Source organism: Sphingopyxis sp. LC363 (genome assembly GCF_000756385.1).
Taxonomy (GTDB): Bacteria; Pseudomonadota; Alphaproteobacteria; order Sphingomonadales; family Sphingomonadaceae; genus Sphingopyxis.
This window is the reverse complement of record NZ_JNFC01000038.1, coordinates 1-16,124: the sequence shown is the minus strand read 5'-3', so window position 1 is coordinate 16,124 and position 16,124 is coordinate 1. Positions and strand designations below refer to the sequence as shown.

The 16,124-nt window shown below is 65.7% G+C and carries 20 protein-coding genes; 6 read left to right on the top strand and 14 right to left on the bottom strand.

The annotated features are described in order from the left end of the window. Window positions 1-242 precede the first annotated feature (242 nt). Together FG95_RS14405 and FG95_RS14400 are read right to left on the bottom strand one after the other, a co-directional pair. On the bottom strand, window positions 243-1,109 hold the full coding sequence (locus FG95_RS14405; RefSeq protein WP_037556790.1) for a cupin-like domain-containing protein: 867 nt from the start codon (window positions 1,107-1,109) through the stop codon (window positions 243-245). Next, window positions 1,106-2,290 (bottom strand): GNAT family N-acetyltransferase, encoded by a 1,185-nt coding sequence (locus tag FG95_RS14400; protein ID WP_037556789.1) that lies wholly within the window; start codon window positions 2,288-2,290, stop codon window positions 1,106-1,108. The genes FG95_RS14405 and FG95_RS14400 overlap by 4 nt, the downstream gene beginning before the upstream one ends. Window positions 2,291-2,850: 560 nt before the next feature. Here FG95_RS14400 and FG95_RS14395 point away from each other — a divergent pair. Then, on the top strand, window positions 2,851-4,143 hold the full coding sequence (locus FG95_RS14395) for a DUF6438 domain-containing protein (RefSeq protein WP_152567659.1): 1,293 nt from the start codon (window positions 2,851-2,853) through the stop codon (window positions 4,141-4,143). A 77-nt stretch (window positions 4,144-4,220) separates the two neighbouring features. Here the strand turns inward: FG95_RS14395 and FG95_RS14390 are convergent, their stop codons facing one another. The 5 genes from FG95_RS14390 to rpmF form a co-directional block, all read right to left on the bottom strand. Next, complete coding sequence (locus FG95_RS14390; RefSeq protein WP_235211570.1) at window positions 4,221-4,613, bottom strand: MerR family transcriptional regulator; 393 nt, start codon at window positions 4,611-4,613, stop codon at window positions 4,221-4,223. A 29-nt stretch (window positions 4,614-4,642) separates the two neighbouring features. Next, entirely contained in the window at window positions 4,643-4,936 is a 294-nt protein-coding gene (locus FG95_RS14385; RefSeq protein WP_037556786.1) for an integration host factor subunit alpha, read from the bottom strand. 176 nt (window positions 4,937-5,112) lie between these two features. Further along, window positions 5,113-6,078, bottom strand: a complete 966-nt coding sequence (locus FG95_RS14380) for a beta-ketoacyl-ACP synthase III (RefSeq protein WP_037556785.1) — start codon at window positions 6,076-6,078, stop codon at window positions 5,113-5,115. After that, window positions 6,075-7,109 (bottom strand): phosphate acyltransferase PlsX, encoded by a 1,035-nt coding sequence (plsX, locus tag FG95_RS14375; RefSeq protein WP_037556784.1) that lies wholly within the window; start codon window positions 7,107-7,109, stop codon window positions 6,075-6,077. Before plsX ends, FG95_RS14380 begins: the two co-directional genes overlap by 4 nt. 22 nt (window positions 7,110-7,131) lie before the next feature. Beyond that, window positions 7,132-7,311, bottom strand: coding sequence for a 50S ribosomal protein L32 (gene rpmF / locus FG95_RS14370; protein WP_011541714.1), 180 nt, complete (start codon window positions 7,309-7,311; stop codon window positions 7,132-7,134). 324 nt (window positions 7,312-7,635) lie between these two features. Between rpmF and FG95_RS14365 the strand changes: the two genes are divergently transcribed. After that, window positions 7,636-8,073 carry an MAPEG family protein gene (locus FG95_RS14365; protein ID WP_037556783.1) on the top strand — a complete coding sequence of 146 codons (438 nt, stop codon included), beginning with the start codon at window positions 7,636-7,638 and terminating at the stop codon, window positions 8,071-8,073. 109 nt (window positions 8,074-8,182) lie between these two features. Here the strand turns inward: FG95_RS14365 and FG95_RS14360 are convergent, their stop codons facing one another. The 4 genes from FG95_RS14360 to ygfZ form a co-directional block, all read right to left on the bottom strand. Then, window positions 8,183-8,860 carry an MBL fold metallo-hydrolase gene (locus FG95_RS14360; RefSeq protein ID WP_037556782.1) on the bottom strand — a complete coding sequence of 226 codons (678 nt, stop codon included), beginning with the start codon at window positions 8,858-8,860 and terminating at the stop codon, window positions 8,183-8,185. A gap of 86 nt (window positions 8,861-8,946) precedes the next feature. Further along, window positions 8,947-9,492: a retropepsin-like aspartic protease family protein gene (locus FG95_RS14355; protein ID WP_235211569.1), complete on the bottom strand. Its 546-nt coding sequence runs from the start codon at window positions 9,490-9,492 to the stop codon at window positions 8,947-8,949. 55 nt (window positions 9,493-9,547) lie between these two features. Then, window positions 9,548-10,126, bottom strand: a complete 579-nt coding sequence (locus FG95_RS14350; protein ID WP_037556780.1) for a hypothetical protein — start codon at window positions 10,124-10,126, stop codon at window positions 9,548-9,550. A 32-nt stretch (window positions 10,127-10,158) separates the two neighbouring features. Continuing rightward, complete coding sequence (ygfZ, locus tag FG95_RS14345) at window positions 10,159-10,884, bottom strand: CAF17-like 4Fe-4S cluster assembly/insertion protein YgfZ (protein ID WP_037556779.1); 726 nt, start codon at window positions 10,882-10,884, stop codon at window positions 10,159-10,161. A 164-nt stretch (window positions 10,885-11,048) separates the two neighbouring features. On the opposite strand from ygfZ, the gene pyrC reads away from it, so the two are divergent. Beyond that, window positions 11,049-12,071: a dihydroorotase gene (gene pyrC, locus FG95_RS14340; RefSeq protein ID WP_037556796.1), complete on the top strand. Its 1,023-nt coding sequence runs from the start codon at window positions 11,049-11,051 to the stop codon at window positions 12,069-12,071. Window positions 12,072-12,215: 144 nt separating this feature from the next. Here pyrC and rarD read toward each other — a convergent pair whose 3' ends face one another. Continuing rightward, on the bottom strand, window positions 12,216-13,133 hold the full coding sequence (gene rarD, locus FG95_RS14335; protein WP_037556778.1) for an EamA family transporter RarD: 918 nt from the start codon (window positions 13,131-13,133) through the stop codon (window positions 12,216-12,218). A 20-nt stretch (window positions 13,134-13,153) separates the two neighbouring features. Continuing rightward, window positions 13,154-13,375: a membrane protein gene (locus FG95_RS14330; protein ID WP_037556777.1), complete on the bottom strand. Its 222-nt coding sequence runs from the start codon at window positions 13,373-13,375 to the stop codon at window positions 13,154-13,156. 179 nt (window positions 13,376-13,554) lie between these two features. On the opposite strand from FG95_RS14330, the gene FG95_RS14325 reads away from it, so the two are divergent. The 3 genes from FG95_RS14325 to FG95_RS14315 all read left to right on the top strand — a co-directional run bounded on the left by FG95_RS14325 (window position 13,555) and on the right by FG95_RS14315 (window position 15,557). Then, window positions 13,555-13,953 carry a glycine zipper 2TM domain-containing protein gene (locus FG95_RS14325; protein WP_037556776.1) on the top strand — a complete coding sequence of 133 codons (399 nt, stop codon included), beginning with the start codon at window positions 13,555-13,557 and terminating at the stop codon, window positions 13,951-13,953. A gap of 164 nt (window positions 13,954-14,117) precedes the next feature. Continuing rightward, the gene (locus FG95_RS14320) at window positions 14,118-14,669 is read left to right on the top strand and encodes a GNAT family N-acetyltransferase (protein WP_081933165.1); all 552 of its coding nucleotides are present in this window, start codon (window positions 14,118-14,120) and stop codon (window positions 14,667-14,669) included. Between the two features lie 135 nt (window positions 14,670-14,804). After that, window positions 14,805-15,557, top strand: a complete 753-nt coding sequence (locus FG95_RS14315) for a hypothetical protein (protein ID WP_037556773.1) — start codon at window positions 14,805-14,807, stop codon at window positions 15,555-15,557. 97 nt (window positions 15,558-15,654) lie between these two features. Here the strand turns inward: FG95_RS14315 and FG95_RS14310 are convergent, their stop codons facing one another. Further along, window positions 15,655-15,837 (bottom strand): CsbD family protein, encoded by a 183-nt coding sequence (locus tag FG95_RS14310; RefSeq protein ID WP_037556771.1) that lies wholly within the window; start codon window positions 15,835-15,837, stop codon window positions 15,655-15,657. Between the last annotated feature and the right edge of the window lie 287 nt (window positions 15,838-16,124).

Below are 16,124 nucleotides of genomic sequence, written 5' to 3'. Positions count from 1 at the left end.
ATAACCGCAATTCGCGGCAATTGAAAGCAATCTGTCATGGAGCGCGGTGCAAGGGGCGCGGAAGGCCGCGAACCCGGTTCTTTTTGTCTCACGCGGAGACGCGGAGCCGCGGAGAGGTTCGCTCGGGCCGACAGGCCCTTTCTCCATCTACGGTGCGTCGTGTCGCAGCGCGGAAGAGGAAAGGCCGCTGCGCGGCCGGCACGACATCTCCGCGTCTCCGCGTCTCCGCGTGAATCGGAATGTCACGACACCAGTTTGAGCTTGCGTACGATCCGCCAGCCGACGGTCTTCATCCACGCATAGCTCGGCCAGCGCGGCGGCATCGCGGGGTCGAGCCCCATGCGGCGCAGCGCGGCGTTGGCCGCATGCGCTTCGGATTCGCGATAGCTCCATTCGCTGCGCCAGGTGATCGACAGCGAAATCGACGGCGCATCGCCATTGGCGACGAAATGCGGCGCCATCACGGGCATCAGCACCGCGTCGCCGGGGCCGAGCGGCACCTGCTGCGCGTCGTCCTTATACGCCTCCTCCCATGGCAAATTGCGGTGGCCGCCGGTGTGATAGCGCTCATGCTCGCGGCGATGCGCGAAACGCTCGTCGCCCGCGGGCCAGACGTTCATCACCTTCCGCCCCTTGAGCTGGAGCAGGATATTATGCTCGGGGTCGAAGTGGAACGGCGTGATCGACCCCGGCGACGAGATGAAGATGAAGCCCTGCGGCGTCAGCATCGCGCCGGTGCGCGGGGTCACGACGGGTTCGAGTTCGCCGAGCAGGTCCATCAGCAGCGTGCGATAGGCCGCGACATTCTCGATATTCTTGAGCACCGCCCAGCTGCCGTTGCTGTCGATCGTGCGGATGGTCTCGCCGATCGACAGGCCGTTCGAGGGTACATCCTCGGGCCGGATGCCGATCGGCACATCGCCCGGATTATATTCGACCTCGCTGGCGGGCAGGCCTTCGCCGAGCACCGCGAGCGCCTCGATCGACAGCAAAGGATGGTCGGGAAGATGGTGGTGCAGCAGTCCCGCGCGCTGCGGATAGAGCGCCGCCATCCGCTCGAGCGTTTCGGCGGGGAATACGGCGCGGTCGATCGGCTGGTGCGCGGTCATGTCGGGCTTCCTACTTCATTTGCGGGCGCGGCGGCACCCTTCCAGCGCCGCCACAGGCGCTCGGCCTTGTCCAGCATCGCAAAGCGCAACCGGTCGGCGGGCGCCGACAGCGGCACATTGACCCAGACGAGCGCGCGGCGCTCGCGCCAGACGCTGTCGATCATCGGGTGGCCGGGCGCGGCGCAGCTGTCGACCCACGCGATCTTCGGATCGTCGAGCAGGTCGAGATTCGCCTGTTGCAGCAGCACCCCGGGCGAGAAGCGGGCATAATGTTCGTCGAACGCGGTCTTGAACGAAAAGCCGCCGGGCGGGCAAAGGAAGTTGACCAGCATCGCGAGCGGGCGGCCGTCCAGATCGAGCGCGCGCATGTCGAGCTTCCCCGCGTCCGCCGCGCCGGTCAGGATCGCGCGAAACCACGCCGCGGTATCGCCATGGCTCGCGAGCGCCGATCCGGCGCGCCCCTTCCAGCCGCGCGCTTCGAGGGTGAGGAAGGCATCGATCCAAGGATCGAGCCCCTCCCCCGCCTGCCAGCGCCGGACGCCGACCGCACCCTCTTCGGCGAGCCGGTTCGCCTGGCGCCGCAATTCCTTGCGCTTCTTCGCGCGCACCGCGCCATCCCAATAATCGCCCGGCGACAGCGCGCTTTCGAGCAGCGCGCGTTCTTCGCGGTGCACCGCCCGCGCCTCGCCGCCGCGCACCCGCGCGACATCGACCAGCGCGCGGTGGAGCGGGCCGTCCTCGGTCAGGCGCGGCACATGCAGCAACGTGCGCGCCCACGGCGCGGCATCGCACCAGCCGAGCAGGATCGACCAGAACAGGCTTTCGAAACCGGCGCGCACCAGCGGGGCGCCATGAAAATGATTGGGGTGCGCCCAGCCGGTCACATGCCGCAGCGGCAGGCGGCCATAATGGAACGCGGGCGCGACGGGCATCACGCCGATCACCGGCCCGTCGCTGCCATCGCGCACGAGCACCAGCCGCGCCTGGCGTTCGGGATCGAGCAGGTGGAGCGCCGATTGCAGGCACCAGCGTTCGGCGAAAGGATTGGGCTCGCTCGCCTCATCGGCAAGCCGGTCCCACGCCGCCGCGAGCTCGCCCGAAAGCGACAGCGGATCGACGACGCGCACGGTCAGCGGCGCGGCTTCGCCGGCGCTTCTCGGAAAGGCGGGATGGACCGTCATCGGCAAGAGATTAGCAGCGAAGCGTTAAGATGGCGTGGCGATTCGTCCGGGGAAATTCCGCATTCGTGCGGTCGAAATGGCAGCCGGCCGGTTGCGGCCATGTAATCCTCCCTGTGGCGAAGCCATGGGGAGGCGGACCGCCGCGAAGCGGTGGTGGAGGGGCGGAGACGTCACGCCATTGGCCCCTCCGCCAGCGCTTCGCGCTGCCCCCTCCCCATGTCTGCGGCACAGGGAGGATGCTTCTTTCCTCGTCACCCTCTAACGAGACACGTGGCTCGTTAGACTTGATCCGGGGTCCATTCTCGCCGCGCGGAAGGGATGGACTCCGGATCGGTGGGATGACGAATATTGGGAAACACCCGCTTCCCACCCCGTTTTCGCCGTTCGGCACAATTCGGGACGCAATGGCAGCAAGCGACCGATTGCGGACATTCGCCATTTGTTCGATAAGCAAGCGAGCGCGAATGAAGTATAGGAGTGCAAATTTGCGATCCATCTTGATTGGAATTTGCAGTGTGTTGCTAGGCGCTTGCCATTTCTTGAGCACTCCCTTTCCCGATGTGAACAAGGAAAAGCTTGTAATCAGTCTCCAAAGGACTGCCTGCTTTGGGTCTTGTCCAGATTACAAGGTCACGATCACAGGAAGCGGTCGCGTGGTTTTTGAAACAACGCCACATCTCGACCTCGATGATGGAGCGAATGTTCATCGCGCATACTCGACAGAAAGTGGTGTCCGGGTCCCCGGCACTCACGAGACAACCATAGATCCACAGGCGATCGACCAACTTCTGGCGCAATTCCAAGAAGCTCGATTCTTTTCCCTTCGCGATGAGTATCGAGCGAAGGTTACCGACAACCCGACCTATGTGGTGACGATTGATACCGGCAACGGCAAGAAATCGGTCGTCGACTATGTCGGCAAGGAAGCGGGGATGCCCGCATCGGTGACAGCGCTTCAAGATGCAATTGATACGGCAGCACGAACTGATCGCTGGATCGAGGGGACACCGCAGGTCATCCCGATGCTTCAAGAAGAAGGCGCTGACTTCGCTGGCATTTTGGGACTCGAACTCATGGACGCTGCGGCGAAGCGCAACGACGTGGGGACGATGCAGCGCTTGAAGGATTTGAGGGCTCCGGTTTTTCTGGCGAAAGGGCCGAGCCCACTGAGAACAGCAATCTACGAAGGACATAGTGATGCGATCAAATGGCTGATTGCTAACGGAGGGATTGCAGACGAAGCGCAGTGGAAGAGCGCGCTGCAGGAAGCAGTGGAGTCCGATAATCACGCCGCGTACGACGCTTTGTATCAGCCGCAGAACGCCCGTCGGATTGACCGCACCTTCGCAACAAAGCTTCTAACGGGTGCCGCTGCGAACGCAGACCCCCAGATTGTTAGCGAGATGCTCCGACTGGGGGCGAATCCGAACGGAGATGATGAAGATAGTCGCTTTTTCGACCCTCCACTCTTTGAAGCTGCCCACGGTGTGATGAGCAATGACGAAAAGCATCCTGCCACCACCGATCGCAGAGCAGTTATCCGGCTGCTATTGGCTGCGGGAGCAAAAATCGAGCATTGCCAATACGGCTACTGCGATAGCGTCTTGTGGCAGGTGAGTGACGCTGGCGTCGCGAGACTGCTGTTGGACGCTGGGGCCAATCCGGACTTCAAGGACAATGAAGGAGAACATGTCCTTTTCAACATTTCAGATGAAGACGTTGCGCTATTGCTCATTTCTCGAGGCGCTGAACTGGGGGCGGTTAGGCCCGCAGACGGGAAAACCCTGAGAGGGTGGAGCGAGTACCAGAAATGGCCGAAGGTGTTGGCGCTTCTCAATCGATCTGGGCTTTGAGTGAAGGCACTCCCTAGCAAAAAGCTATGTCCGCGTTCCCACCCGAAAACCCTCATCGCCCCACCGCAGCCCCCGGTTCAATCCAGCGCCGCGGCCAGCCGCTGGCGCAGCGCGACAAGCGCCTCGACCGGAATTCCCGCCACCCGCGCCGGCGCACCGGCATCGGGCGTCTCGCGCATCGAGACCGCGCGCGGCGCGGGCGCCGCGCCTGCCTCGGATGCCGGTTCGGACAACGCCTTGCGCGCGCCCTCGACCGTAAAGCCCCGCACATGCAGCAAATGGTGGATACGCTCGGCGAGCGCGACATCTTCGGCGCGGTAATAGCGGCGGCGGCCCGACCGCTGGAGCGGCTTCAACTGCGGAAAACGCGTTTCCCAATATCTGAGCACATGCGTCGGCACGCCGATCCGCACCGCCAGCTCGCCGATCGCCAGCATGGCGCCCGCCGCCTTGCCGTCATCGCCGGCCATGTCAGACGCCGGCATCGATAAGGCGGAACCTATTTGCCGGCAACGCGCGCTCGCATCGTCTGGCTGGCGCGAAAGGTCATCACGCGCCGCGGCAGGATCGGAACCTCGATCCCCGTCTTGGGATTGCGGCCGATCCGCTGCGCCTTGTCGCGCAGCACGAAGGTACCGAAACCCGAGATTTTGACATTCTGCCCGACCGCGAGCGCGTCGGACATATGGTCGAGAATCGATTCGACGATTGCCGCCGATTCATTGCGCGACAAGCCGATCTGCTGGTTGATGCGGCTGGCGATATCGGCTCGCGTAAGCGTCCCTGCGGTCATGTTGATCCCTTCCCCCTCCTGAAGCGAAATTATGCGGCCGGTTCCCTGACAGCCCCCACCGTCACGAGTCCCGTTACGCATATGTAACAAATCCGAATTAATCCGCCAAACTGAAACGGATGGAAGGAGAAGTTGACGCGGTGAATTCCATCCACTGCCGGTGCCGCGACTTCAGCCTAAACCCGCAGCACCGCCGCGCCCCAGGTGAAGCCGCCGCCCATCGCTTCGAGCACCACCAGGTCGCCGCGCTTGATCCGCCCGTCGCGCACCGCAAGGTCGAGCGCGAGCGGCACCGACGCCGCCGACGTGTTGGCGTGCTGGTCGACCGTCAGGACGACGCGCTCGGCGGGCAGGCCCAGCTTTTTTGCGGTCGCGTCGATGATCCGCTTGTTCGCCTGATGCGGCACGACCCAGTCGATCTGCTCGGCCGACAGCCCGATCTCTTCCATCACCTCGGCCAGCACATTGGCAAGGTTGGTGACCGCGTGGCGGAACACTTCGCGGCCTTGCATCCGGACATGGCCGACCGTTCCGGTCGTCGACGGCCCGCCGTCGACATAGAGCATGTCCGAATATTTGCCCTCGGCATGGAGCCGCGTCGCAAGGATGCCGCGGTCGTCGACGACTTCTTCGGCCGACAGGACGATCGCGCCCGCGCCGTCGCCGAACAGCACGCAGGTCGTGCGGTCTTCCCAGTCGAGGATGCGGCTGAACGTCTCGCTGCCGATCACCAGCGCGTGCCTCGCCGCGCCGGTGCGCAGCATCGAATCGGCGACCGACACGGCATAGAGGAAGCCCGAGCACACCGCGGCGACGTCGAAGGCGATGCAGTCGGGCGCGCCGAGCAGCGCCTGCACTTTCGTTGCGCTGGCCGGAAACGTGTTGTCGGGGGTCGCGGTCGCGACGATGATCAGGCCGATGTCCGCCGCCTCGAGCCCCGCCGCCGCCAGCGCCTGCTTCGCCGCATCGGCGCCGAGCGTCGCGGTCGTCTCGTCGGGCTCGGCGATGTGGCGGAAACGGATGCCGGTGCGCTCGACGATCCATTCGTCGCTCGTGTCGACGCGGCTGGCGAGCTCGGCGTTCGACACGCGCGTGCGCGGCAGCGCCGAACCCGTACCGGCCAGGATCGCGCGCAGCGTCATGCCGCGTCGCCGCTGCGGAAGTTGGCGAGATCTTCGGTCACCTGACGCGTGATATCCTTTTCGATCAGCTCGGCGCACAGGTGGACGCAGTTCGCGACCCCCTTCGCATCGGCGCTGCCATGGCTCTTGAGCACCACGCCGTTGAGGCCGAGGAACACCGCGCCATTGTGATTATTGGGGTCGAGATGGTGGCGCAGCAACTCGGTCGCGGGGCGCGAGATCAGGAAGCCGATCTTCGAACGCGTCGAGCTTGTAAAGGCGCGGCGGAGCAGGTCGGTGACGAAGCGCGCCGTCCCCTCGATCGTCTTCAGCGCGATATTGCCCGAAAAGCCGTCATGGACGACGACATCGACATTGCCGCGCGACAATTTGTCGCCCTCGATGAAGCCGGTGAACTCCATGGGCAGTCCGTGCGCCTCGCGCAGCCGCGCCGCGGCGTCGCGGATCTCGCCGGTGCCCTTCAGCTCCTCGGTGCCGATGTTGAGCAGCGCGACGCGCGGTTTTTCCAGCCCCATCGCGGTGCGCGCATAGGCGGCGCCCATGACCGCGAACTGGATCAGGTTGTTGGCGTCGCAATCGGTGTTCGCGCCAAGGTCGAGCATGACGACGTCATTGTCGCCGAGCGTCGGCAGCAGCGCCGCGAGCGCCGGCCGGTCGATCCCCGGCATCGTGCGCAGCGCGAGCTTCGCCATCGCCATTAAAGCACCGGTGTTGCCCGCCGAAACGGCGCCGCCGGCATCGCCGCGCTTCACCGCATCGATCGCCAGCCCCATCGAGGTGCTCTTCGCCTTGCGCAGCGCCTGGCTCGGCTTGTCCTCGCCCGACACCACGCCGTCGGTGTGGAGGATGTCCGACGCTGCGCGCAGGTTCGGGTGATGATCGAGCGCGGCCTTGATCTGCTCCTCGTCGCCGACGAGGATGAAGCGGAGGCCGTCGTGCTTGTGGCGCGCCATCGCGGCGCCGGCGAGCATCATGCGCACGCCGACGTCACCGCCCATCGCATCGATTGCGATTCGCGGTGTCAGTGCCATCTAATGCCCTCCGGCCTGTTTATTACGCGCCGACCGACACCACTTCGCGGCCGTTATAATGGCCGCAGGCGTTGCAGAGGTTGTGCGGGCGCTTCAGCTCGCCGCAGTTCGGGCATTCCTGAAAGGCTTCGACCTTCAGGCTGTCGTGGCTGCGACGCATGCCGCGCTTCGAGGGCGAGGTTTTTCGCTTGGGAACGGCCATGATTTTTCCTGCATTCTCAAATAGTGTGTCACGAATCGGCTACCCGGATTTGTCGTTCCCGTTGCCGGAAAAGACTGGCCCGCCCGCCACGCCGAAGCCCATTCCCGTCTGGATGACGCAGGAAAAACTTCCGCCGGAAGGTGCCTCAACGCCAGATGGTGTCGGGTGCCGGATCGGGCGCGGCTATAGCGTTTTTGCCCGCAAAGGCAAGCCCATTGCGCGGGAATGGCTGCGACGTCATTCTCCGGCGCAGGCTTGCCCTGCTCCCCGCGCAATGCCACACCATCCTTGTCGCCGGGCCAGCCGGTGCAAGAGGGGGAACAAATGATAATCTTGCCGATCAGCCTGACGATCGCCGCCGGTGCGGCGCTGCTCAACCTGTGGCTCGCGCTCCGCGTCGGCCGCGTGCGGACGCGGGAGAAAGTCTTCATCGGCGACGGCGGCAACGACCTCTTGACCCGCCGGATGCGCGCGCACAGCAATTTCGTCGAAAACACCGCTTTCGTGCTGATCCTGCTCGCGCTCGTCGAACTCGGCTTCGGCTCGTCGATGTGGCTGTGGGCCGTCGGCGCGCTCTATCTCGTCGGCCGCATTCTCCACGCGCTCGGCATGGACGGGATGATGTGGGGCCGCATGGTCGGCACGATCGTCACCATGCTCACCCAGCTCGGCCTCGCGCTCACCGCACTCGCGATCGTCTATCTCACGCCGGTGAGCATCACGGCGACCGAGGTCGAGACGGTAGCAGCAACGCCGAAGTAATTTCTCCCCTCCCGCTTGCGGGAGGGGTCGGGGGAGGGCCTGTTCCGGTCCAACTTGGGGAAAAGCGACAAGCCCTCCCCTAACCCCTCCCGCAAGCGGGAGGGGGACCTCAGCCGCCGAGCGCCATATCGCTCACGAACGGGTTCGTCCGCCGTTCGTGCGCGAAATTGCTGTGCGCGCCGTGCCCGGGCAGAAAGGTCGTGTCGCCGCCCAGCGGCCATAATTTCTGCGTGATCGAATCGAGCAATTGCTGATGATTGCCGCGCGGAAAATCGGTGCGCCCGATCGATCCCTGAAAGATCACATCGCCGACGATCGCGAGCTTCGACGGCGCATGATGAAAGACGACATGCCCCGGCGTGTGCCCCGGACAGTGGATGACGTCGATCTTAAGATCGCCGACCGTCACCGTATCGCCGTCGACGAGCCAGCGGTCGGGTTCGAAGGATTCGCCGACCATGCCGAAACGCACGCCGTCCTCGGCAAAGGCCTCGATCCAGAAGCGGTCGTCCTCGTGCGGCCCCTCGATCGGGACGCCAAGTTCCTTCGCGAGCATCCCCGCCTGCCCGCAATGATCCATATGCCCATGGGTGACGAGGATCTTCTCGACCTCAACCCCGGTCTGCTTGACCGCTTCCTTCAGCTTGGGCAGGTCGCCGCCGGGATCGACAAAGGCCGCCTTGTTCGTCGCGGTGCACCACAGCAAGGTGCAATTCTGCTGGAAAGCGGTGACCGGCACGATCGCCGCGCGCATCGGAGGATTGGGGGGAGGATTGGGAGCGTTCATGGCGCTCGATGTGGGGAAAAGCGGCAGAAATGGCAAGGGTAAGGCTGGGTGAGCGATCTGTCGTTGTTGCTAGTGCCGTCGCCCCCTCAACGCAGCGTCATCGTATCCCCCTCGACATTCACCGCGTCGAGCTTCGCCAGAAAGCTCTGCCCCAGTAGCGACACGCCCATATCGGCGTCGATCACCGCCGCCGGAACCTGCCGCACCTCGATCCCTTCGACCACCACGCTGCCCAGCGTCACCGTGCGCATCGGCACGTCGCCGCCCGCGGTGCGCGCCATGCCGCCGATCGGCAGGCTGTCGACGTCGATCCCGATCGCCTCGGCATCGCGCCGCGTCAGCGCGACGATCGACGCACCGCTGTCGACCAGCATCCGGATGTTGGTGCCGTCGACCTCGGTATCGGCATAGAAATGCGAATCGCCGGCCCGGCCAAGGCGCACTTCGCCGCCCAAGCCCCTTGCGGCCGGCGCCGAAGGCCCCGACGACCAGGTGCTGCGCTTGCCGCGCTGCGTCGTCCAGTTGCTATTGTCCTGCGTTTCCGCCGCAGCCCGCGCACCGTCCGCATCGCCGGACGACCGGCTGGCGACGCTCGCCACACCGACCGACACCGCCGTGATGGCGACCGCCAAGCCAAGATACCGCCCGATCATGGGCGGTTTGTCGCAGATTGGGGTTGGAAATTGGTTAAGCGGGCTCGCGCTGCTCGATGAACGCGCGCCACGTCGGCGCGCCGCCGCGGATGCTATAGGCGATCCGCGCGCAGGCGTAAGGACGCCCGGGGCGATTGTCGGCCTCGCGCGCCGTCGACGGCCACACGCCCTCACCACCGGCGGACCAGCAGATCAGCGCCTCGGCCTCCTGCCCCGCCTCGATCGCCGCGCGCTCGGCGGCGCTCATCGACGCGGGCGCATCCCAGCCGAGAATCGCGCGATGCGTCGCGCCCTTGGAGAAAAGAGCATGAAGAAACGGGCTGTCGCGATCGACGAGCAGGCTCCTGATGCGTTCGCGATCGGCCGCCGCCAGCCACTTTCCGCCGAACATCGCTCCCCACCGCGCCTCGTCGCGCGAGCGCAGGGCGTCGGCGAGTTCGCCGGCGGCCGCCTCGAACCGCGGCGTCCAGACCGACTCCCTGGCGAGCGGCGCCAGCGCGACAGCGGGCGCGGGCGCTTCGGGCTGGACGGGCAACAGCGACGTCGGCGCCGCAGCGGCGACGGCGGACAGAAAAGCGGCGGCGAGCGCCGAAGAGATCAGCATGGCGCGCATGGCCGCCAACCTAGCAGCAAAGGCTGCACCTGTCATGAACCCGCGGCGAGCCCTTCGCGCATCCATGGCGGCGCCTCGGCGGCATCAATATCCTCCACCCGCCGATGCTCGACCGACCAGCCGAGTTCGGGATAGGCGATCATCTGCCTTTTTTCATCGGCCTCGGCGATCGGCACCACGACGATCCGCCGATTGACCTTCTGCCGCCAGTTCATCCGCGCCGTATTTTCCTGCCCGACGTAACAGCCCTTGGCAAAGCTGACCCCGTTCAGTTCGGCGGCATTGCATTCGAGCCACAGCGTCGCTCCATCGCCGAGTTCGGCGCGGCCCTCGGCAACGCCCAGCGCCAGCCGGTGCGCGCGCCACGCGGCATCGGCGCCCTCGCCTTCATCCGCCGGCGCAAGCCAGCGCTGGCCGAGCCCGGCCAGCCGCGGATCGACGACGCCGAGGTCGCCCGCCGGCGCCCAATGCACCGCCAGTTCGGGCTCCAATGCAATCGTGATCGCGCGGCGCAGGCGATAGAGGGTCAGGCGCTTCACCAGCGCTTCCGCCGCATCGCGCTCGCAATCGATCAGCACATCCGCTTGGTCGGCCCAGATCAGGAAATCGAACAGCGCCTTGCCCTGCGCGGTGAGCAGCGCCGCCCACACCGGCAAATTGCCCGACGTGTCGTTGGTGACGAGCCCTTGCAGAAAGCCGCGGACGTCCTCCCCCGACAGACGGATGAGGGCGCGGTCGTGAAGGGTTGTGTTAGCCATGCACGGACAATAGGGAGCGCGGGAGCCAACTTAAAGCCCCTCCCCTTCAGGGGAGGGGTTGGGGTGGGGTCCATCGGCCTTGCTCCATGCTTCGAGACCCCACCCGCGTCAGAGTCGCGTGCCTCTGAACGCCCCCTCCCCCGAAGGGGAGAGCGGAGAAGATGATGACCGACCGCCTGACGATCCGCCGCCCCGACGACTGGCACGTCCATCTGCGCGACGGCGCGATGCTCGAACATGTCGCGCAATATACCGCGCGCCAGTTCGCCCGCGCGATCGTCATGCCCAACCTGTCGCCGCCGGTGACGACCGCCGACGAAGGCCGGGCGTATCGCGAACGCATCAACGCCGCGGTGCCCGCCGGGCTCGACTTCACGCCGCTGATCGTCGCTTACCTCACCGACCACAGCAGCTCCGACGAGATGGCGCGCGGACACGCCGAGGGCGTCTTTACCGCCGCCAAACTCTATCCCGCGCACGCGACCACCGGCAGCGCGCACGGCGTCACCGACGTCGCGAACATCATGGGCGTGCTCGAGAGGATGCAGGAGATCGGCATGCCGCTCCTCATCCACGGCGAAGTCACCGACCACGACGTCGACATCTTCGACCGCGAGGCGGTGTTCATCGAACGCACGCTCGAACCGCTCGTCCGCGCCCTTCCCGCGCTCAAGATCGTCTTCGAACATATTACCACCGCCGAAGCCGCTGAGTTCGTCGCCGCCGCGCCCGCCAATGTCGCCGCGACGGTCACCCCGCAGCACCTCCACATCAACCGCAACGCGATGCTCGTCGGCGGCATCCGCCCGCACGCTTACTGCCTGCCCGTCGCGAAGCGCGAGCATCACCGGCTCGCGGTACGAAAGGCCGCGACCTCGGGCTCGCCCAAATTCTTCCTCGGCACCGACAGCGCGCCGCACGCGGTGCATACGAAGGAAGCGTCGTGCGGCTGCGCGGGCATTTTCAACGCCCCCTATGCGCTCGAATCCTATATCGAGGCGTTCGACGAGGACGGCGCCCTCGCCCATTTCGAAGGCTTCGCCAGCGAACATGGCCCGCGCTTCTACGGCCTGCCGCTCAATACCGGCACGGTGACATTGGAACGCGCCGAGACGCTCGTCCCCGACCGCATCGGCGAAGTCGTCCCCTTCCACGCCGGCGAAACGCTGGGCTGGCGGCTGGTCTGAAAATCCTCCCTGTGGCGAAGCCATGGGGAGGTGGCAGCGCGCAGCGCTGACGGAGGGGCTATAACGCGACGTCGCGGCCCCTCCACCACTCGCTTTCAGCGAGCGGCCCCCCTCCCCATGGCTTCGCCACAGGGAGGACCGAACTCAAGCCACCTCGATCATCCGCTCGGCGCGCATCTTGCGCAGCATGTCGAAACTGAACACCGCGATGCTCGCCCAGATCAGGATGAAGCAGGCGAGTTGCGCGGGTTTCAGCGGCTCGTGGAAGACGAACAGGCTCAAGACGAACTGGAGCGTCGGCGCGAGGAATTGGACGAAGCCGAGCGCGGCATAACTCATCCGCCGCGCCGCGGTGGCAAAGAGCAGCAGCGGCACCGCGGTGACGACCCCGCCCGCCATCAACAAGAGGCTGATGCCGCCGTCCGATCCGAAACCGCGCCCGTCGCCCGCCCACAGATACCAGGCGGACACGGCGAGCGACGGCAACAGCAGCACCGTCGTCTCGACCGAAAGCCCGGGCAGTGACCCCACCGGCACGACCTTGCGGATCAGGCCATAGATGCCGAACGAAAAGGCCAGCGTCAGGCTGATCCACAGCGTATCGAGCGCGCCCGCGAGCAGGATCGCAACCCCGACCCCCGCAATCGCCACCGCCAGCAATTGCAGCTTCGAAAGCCGCTCGCCGAGGAAGATCATGCCGAGCATCACATTGACCAGCGGGTTGAGATAATAGCCGAGGCTCGCCGCGAGCACATGGTCGGTGAAGATCGAATAGATATAGACGAGCCAGTTGACCGCGATCAGCAGCGAACTCGCCAGCAGCAGCCGCAGCGTCCGCCAATCTTTGAGCGCCGCCAGATATTCGCCGATCTGCCGGCGAAACAGCATGATCAGGAAACAGAGCGGCAGCGACCAGATGATCCGCTGCGCCAGCACCTCGACCGGCGGGACGCTCGCGATCAGTTTGAAGAAGAGCGGGACGAAGCCCCAGATGCCATAGGCGGCCAGCGCATAGGGCAGCCCGCCCTCATTGCTCCCCGCGGGGGCCGGTGTCTGTGCCATGGCGCTCGACTTCTAAAGGATCAGATGATGCCGCCGCCGAGCATCAGGCGGATGACGCCGATGACGATGACGACGATATTGAGGTTCCGCCCGCTCGTCTTGTCCGACATCGCGCCGAGCGCGAGGCCGACGACGGCGAAAGGAATGATCACCCAGTTCGCCCAGCCGAGCAGCGGAATGAACGCAAAAACGGCCAGAACCAGGGCGATAGCGCCGATGATGAGCGATCCGATATTGAGCATGGACAGGGTTTTCGCACGCCGCCCGCGATGCGGCAAGAGCCTTTCGGTTCGTCGATGGATGGGCTCGTTTCATCTTGTTGCCTTGCGTTCATGCAACGCGATCGGGAGCCGGCTCGTTTTCTCCTCGAAGCGCCCGAGCCTGCCAAGGCACGGAGCGCGGAACCAGGAAAGGACTTACCATGCGTATCTTCACCAAAGGCCTGATGGGCGCGTTCGTCGCCGCCAGCGTCCTCGGTACCACGCCGCTCCACGCCGGCGTGACGACCCCCGCCAAGGCGCCGGGCTATCACGAGTTCGAACAGGCGTCGGACTTCTACCGCAAGCGCAAGGATCGCCGCTATTATGCGCGCGACGAGCGCATCGATCGCGACACCCGCATCTGGCGCGACAATGACGGCCGCTATCGCTGCAAGAAGGACAATGGCACGACCGGCCTTCTGATCGGCGGCGCCGTCGGCGGCCTCGCCGGTCACGAAATCGCCGGCGGCGGCGACAAGCTGCTCGGCACTGTGCTCGGCGCTGCGGGCGGCGCGCTGCTCGGCCGCGAGATCGACCGCGACAAATATCGCTGCCGCTAAATTGAGACAGAAACCGTCTCGAGTGCGGGTTCGAGACCCCTCCACCCGCACACGCTGATGGCGAGGGCACCGGTTAACGCCGGTGCCCTCAAGCGTGTGCGCCTTGTCCCCCGGCCGTTCTTGTCCCACAAGCGTCGTCCACCGCTGCGGGAAAGAGACATATCATGCTGAACGGCCCCCTGCTCGTCACCGAGCGCCTGATCCTCCGCCCGCCCGCGGCGGAGGATTTCGACGCTTTCGCCGCGATGTGCGCCGAGGAAGAGACGATGCGCTTCATCGGCGGCGCCTGCCCGCGTTCGGCGGCGTGGCGCCAGTGGTGCACGCTCGCGGGCGCGTGGCACATCCGCGGCTTTTCGATGTTTTCGGTGATCGAGCGCGATACCGGCTTATGGGTCGGCCGCCTCGGCCCGTGGGAGCCCGACGGCTGGCCGGCGCCCGAGATCGGCTACGGCGTCAGCGCGCGCTTCGCGGGCAAGGGCTATGCCTTCGAGGGCGCGGTCGCCGCCTGCGATTTCGCGGTCGAATTCCTGAAATGGCCCGAGCTGATGCACAGCATCGACCCCGCCAACACGCGTTCGCAAGCGCTCGCCAAACGCCTCGGCGCGGCCAACAGCGGCCCGACGCGCCTCCCCGCCCCGTTCGAGGACGCGCCCGTCGACGCCTGGACGCAAAGCGCCGACGCGTGGCGCATCAAACGCAGGGAATTTCAGCCCTGACCGGGCGCATCCTTACAAAAGCGTCTCGCTCCGAGACAGGTTGCGGCCAATAAAGCCCGCGCGTTAACGCATTTTATTTGGGCCTTTTTGACCAGGATCGGGCATTCCCGGTAAAGGATTAAGGGAGTGTTAGCGATGATCTTGCGCGGAAAATGGCTCGTTGCCGGTTTGCTGGTCGCGGCGGCGCCGCTCGGCGGATGCCGCGACAACCCCAATGCCAAGGCCGATCTCGCCCCGCTCGACGACGGGCTGACCAACGCCGACCCGGCGATCAAGGGCTCGCTCGAAGACAAGATCATGGTCGATCCGGCGCTCGCGGGCCAGTCGAACCGCAACGCCGTCGGCCCGGGCAACCGGCCGATCGACGGCGGCGTTCCCGGCGTCCGGAGCGGCAAGGCCGCGACCGCCGCCGAAGCCGCCGCGGCGCTAAAGGCCGGCAAGCTGCTGACCGCGCCCAAAGCCCTCCCGATGGAGGCCGGCTGCAACGGCTGCGAAGCGGAGGCCCGCCCGGTGACCATCGGCGCCCTCGCGCGCGATCAGCAAAAGGGCGGCGGCTGCGACGCCAAGCTGACCTACAGCAACGCGTGGGCGAACCGCCTTCCCGCCGCGTTCAAGGTCTACCCGCGCGCGACGCTGCGCGAGGCCGCGGGGATCGCCGGCGGCAAATGCAACATCCGCGTCGTCAATTTTCAGACCGCCGCCTCGATGCAGGCGGTACTCGACTATTATCACACGATGGCGATCCGCGCCGGCTACACCAGCGATCACCGCGTCAACGGCAACGAGCATATGCTCGGCGGCACCAAGGGCGATCTCGCCTATGTGCTGATGATGCGCCGCGACGGCGGGATGACCGACGTCGATCTCGTCGCCTCGGGCGGCAAATAAGCCCCATCCCGCAAACGACATGAAAAAGGCCCCGGGGAGAGGGATCCCGGGGCCTTTTTCCTTGCTTGCGTGACGAGCAAGCGAACGGACCGAAAGGTCAGATCTTGTCGCCGAGCGCGCCCTCGACCTTGCCCTTCAGATTCTGGGCTTCGCCCTTGCGCTCCTGCGCCTCGCCTTCGGCGCGCAGACGCTCGTTGTCGGTCGCCTTGCCGGTCGCCTGCTTCACATTGCCGGCGGCTTCGTTCGCGATGCCTTTGGCTTTTTCGGTGAGTTCACCCATGGCGTATCTCCTTGCTTTTGCAGAGGCGGAGGGGTGCGCCTCTTGCCGGACCAACGACGCGGCGGGGCATATGTTCCGCCGTTTGAGGCAGGCCGTTCGGGAGCGAGGGTCGCTGGCCGACGTCGGCATCGGGGTGGGGAGCGGACGTTGCGGCAATTTAGCCCCTCCCCTTCAGGGGAGGGGCAACGCAGACTTGGCAGCTTGCTGCCTAGTCGTAGTGGGGTGGGGTCTATCGGCCTTGCGCAAGGCCGATAGACCCCACCCCCAACCCCTCCCCTGAAGGGGAG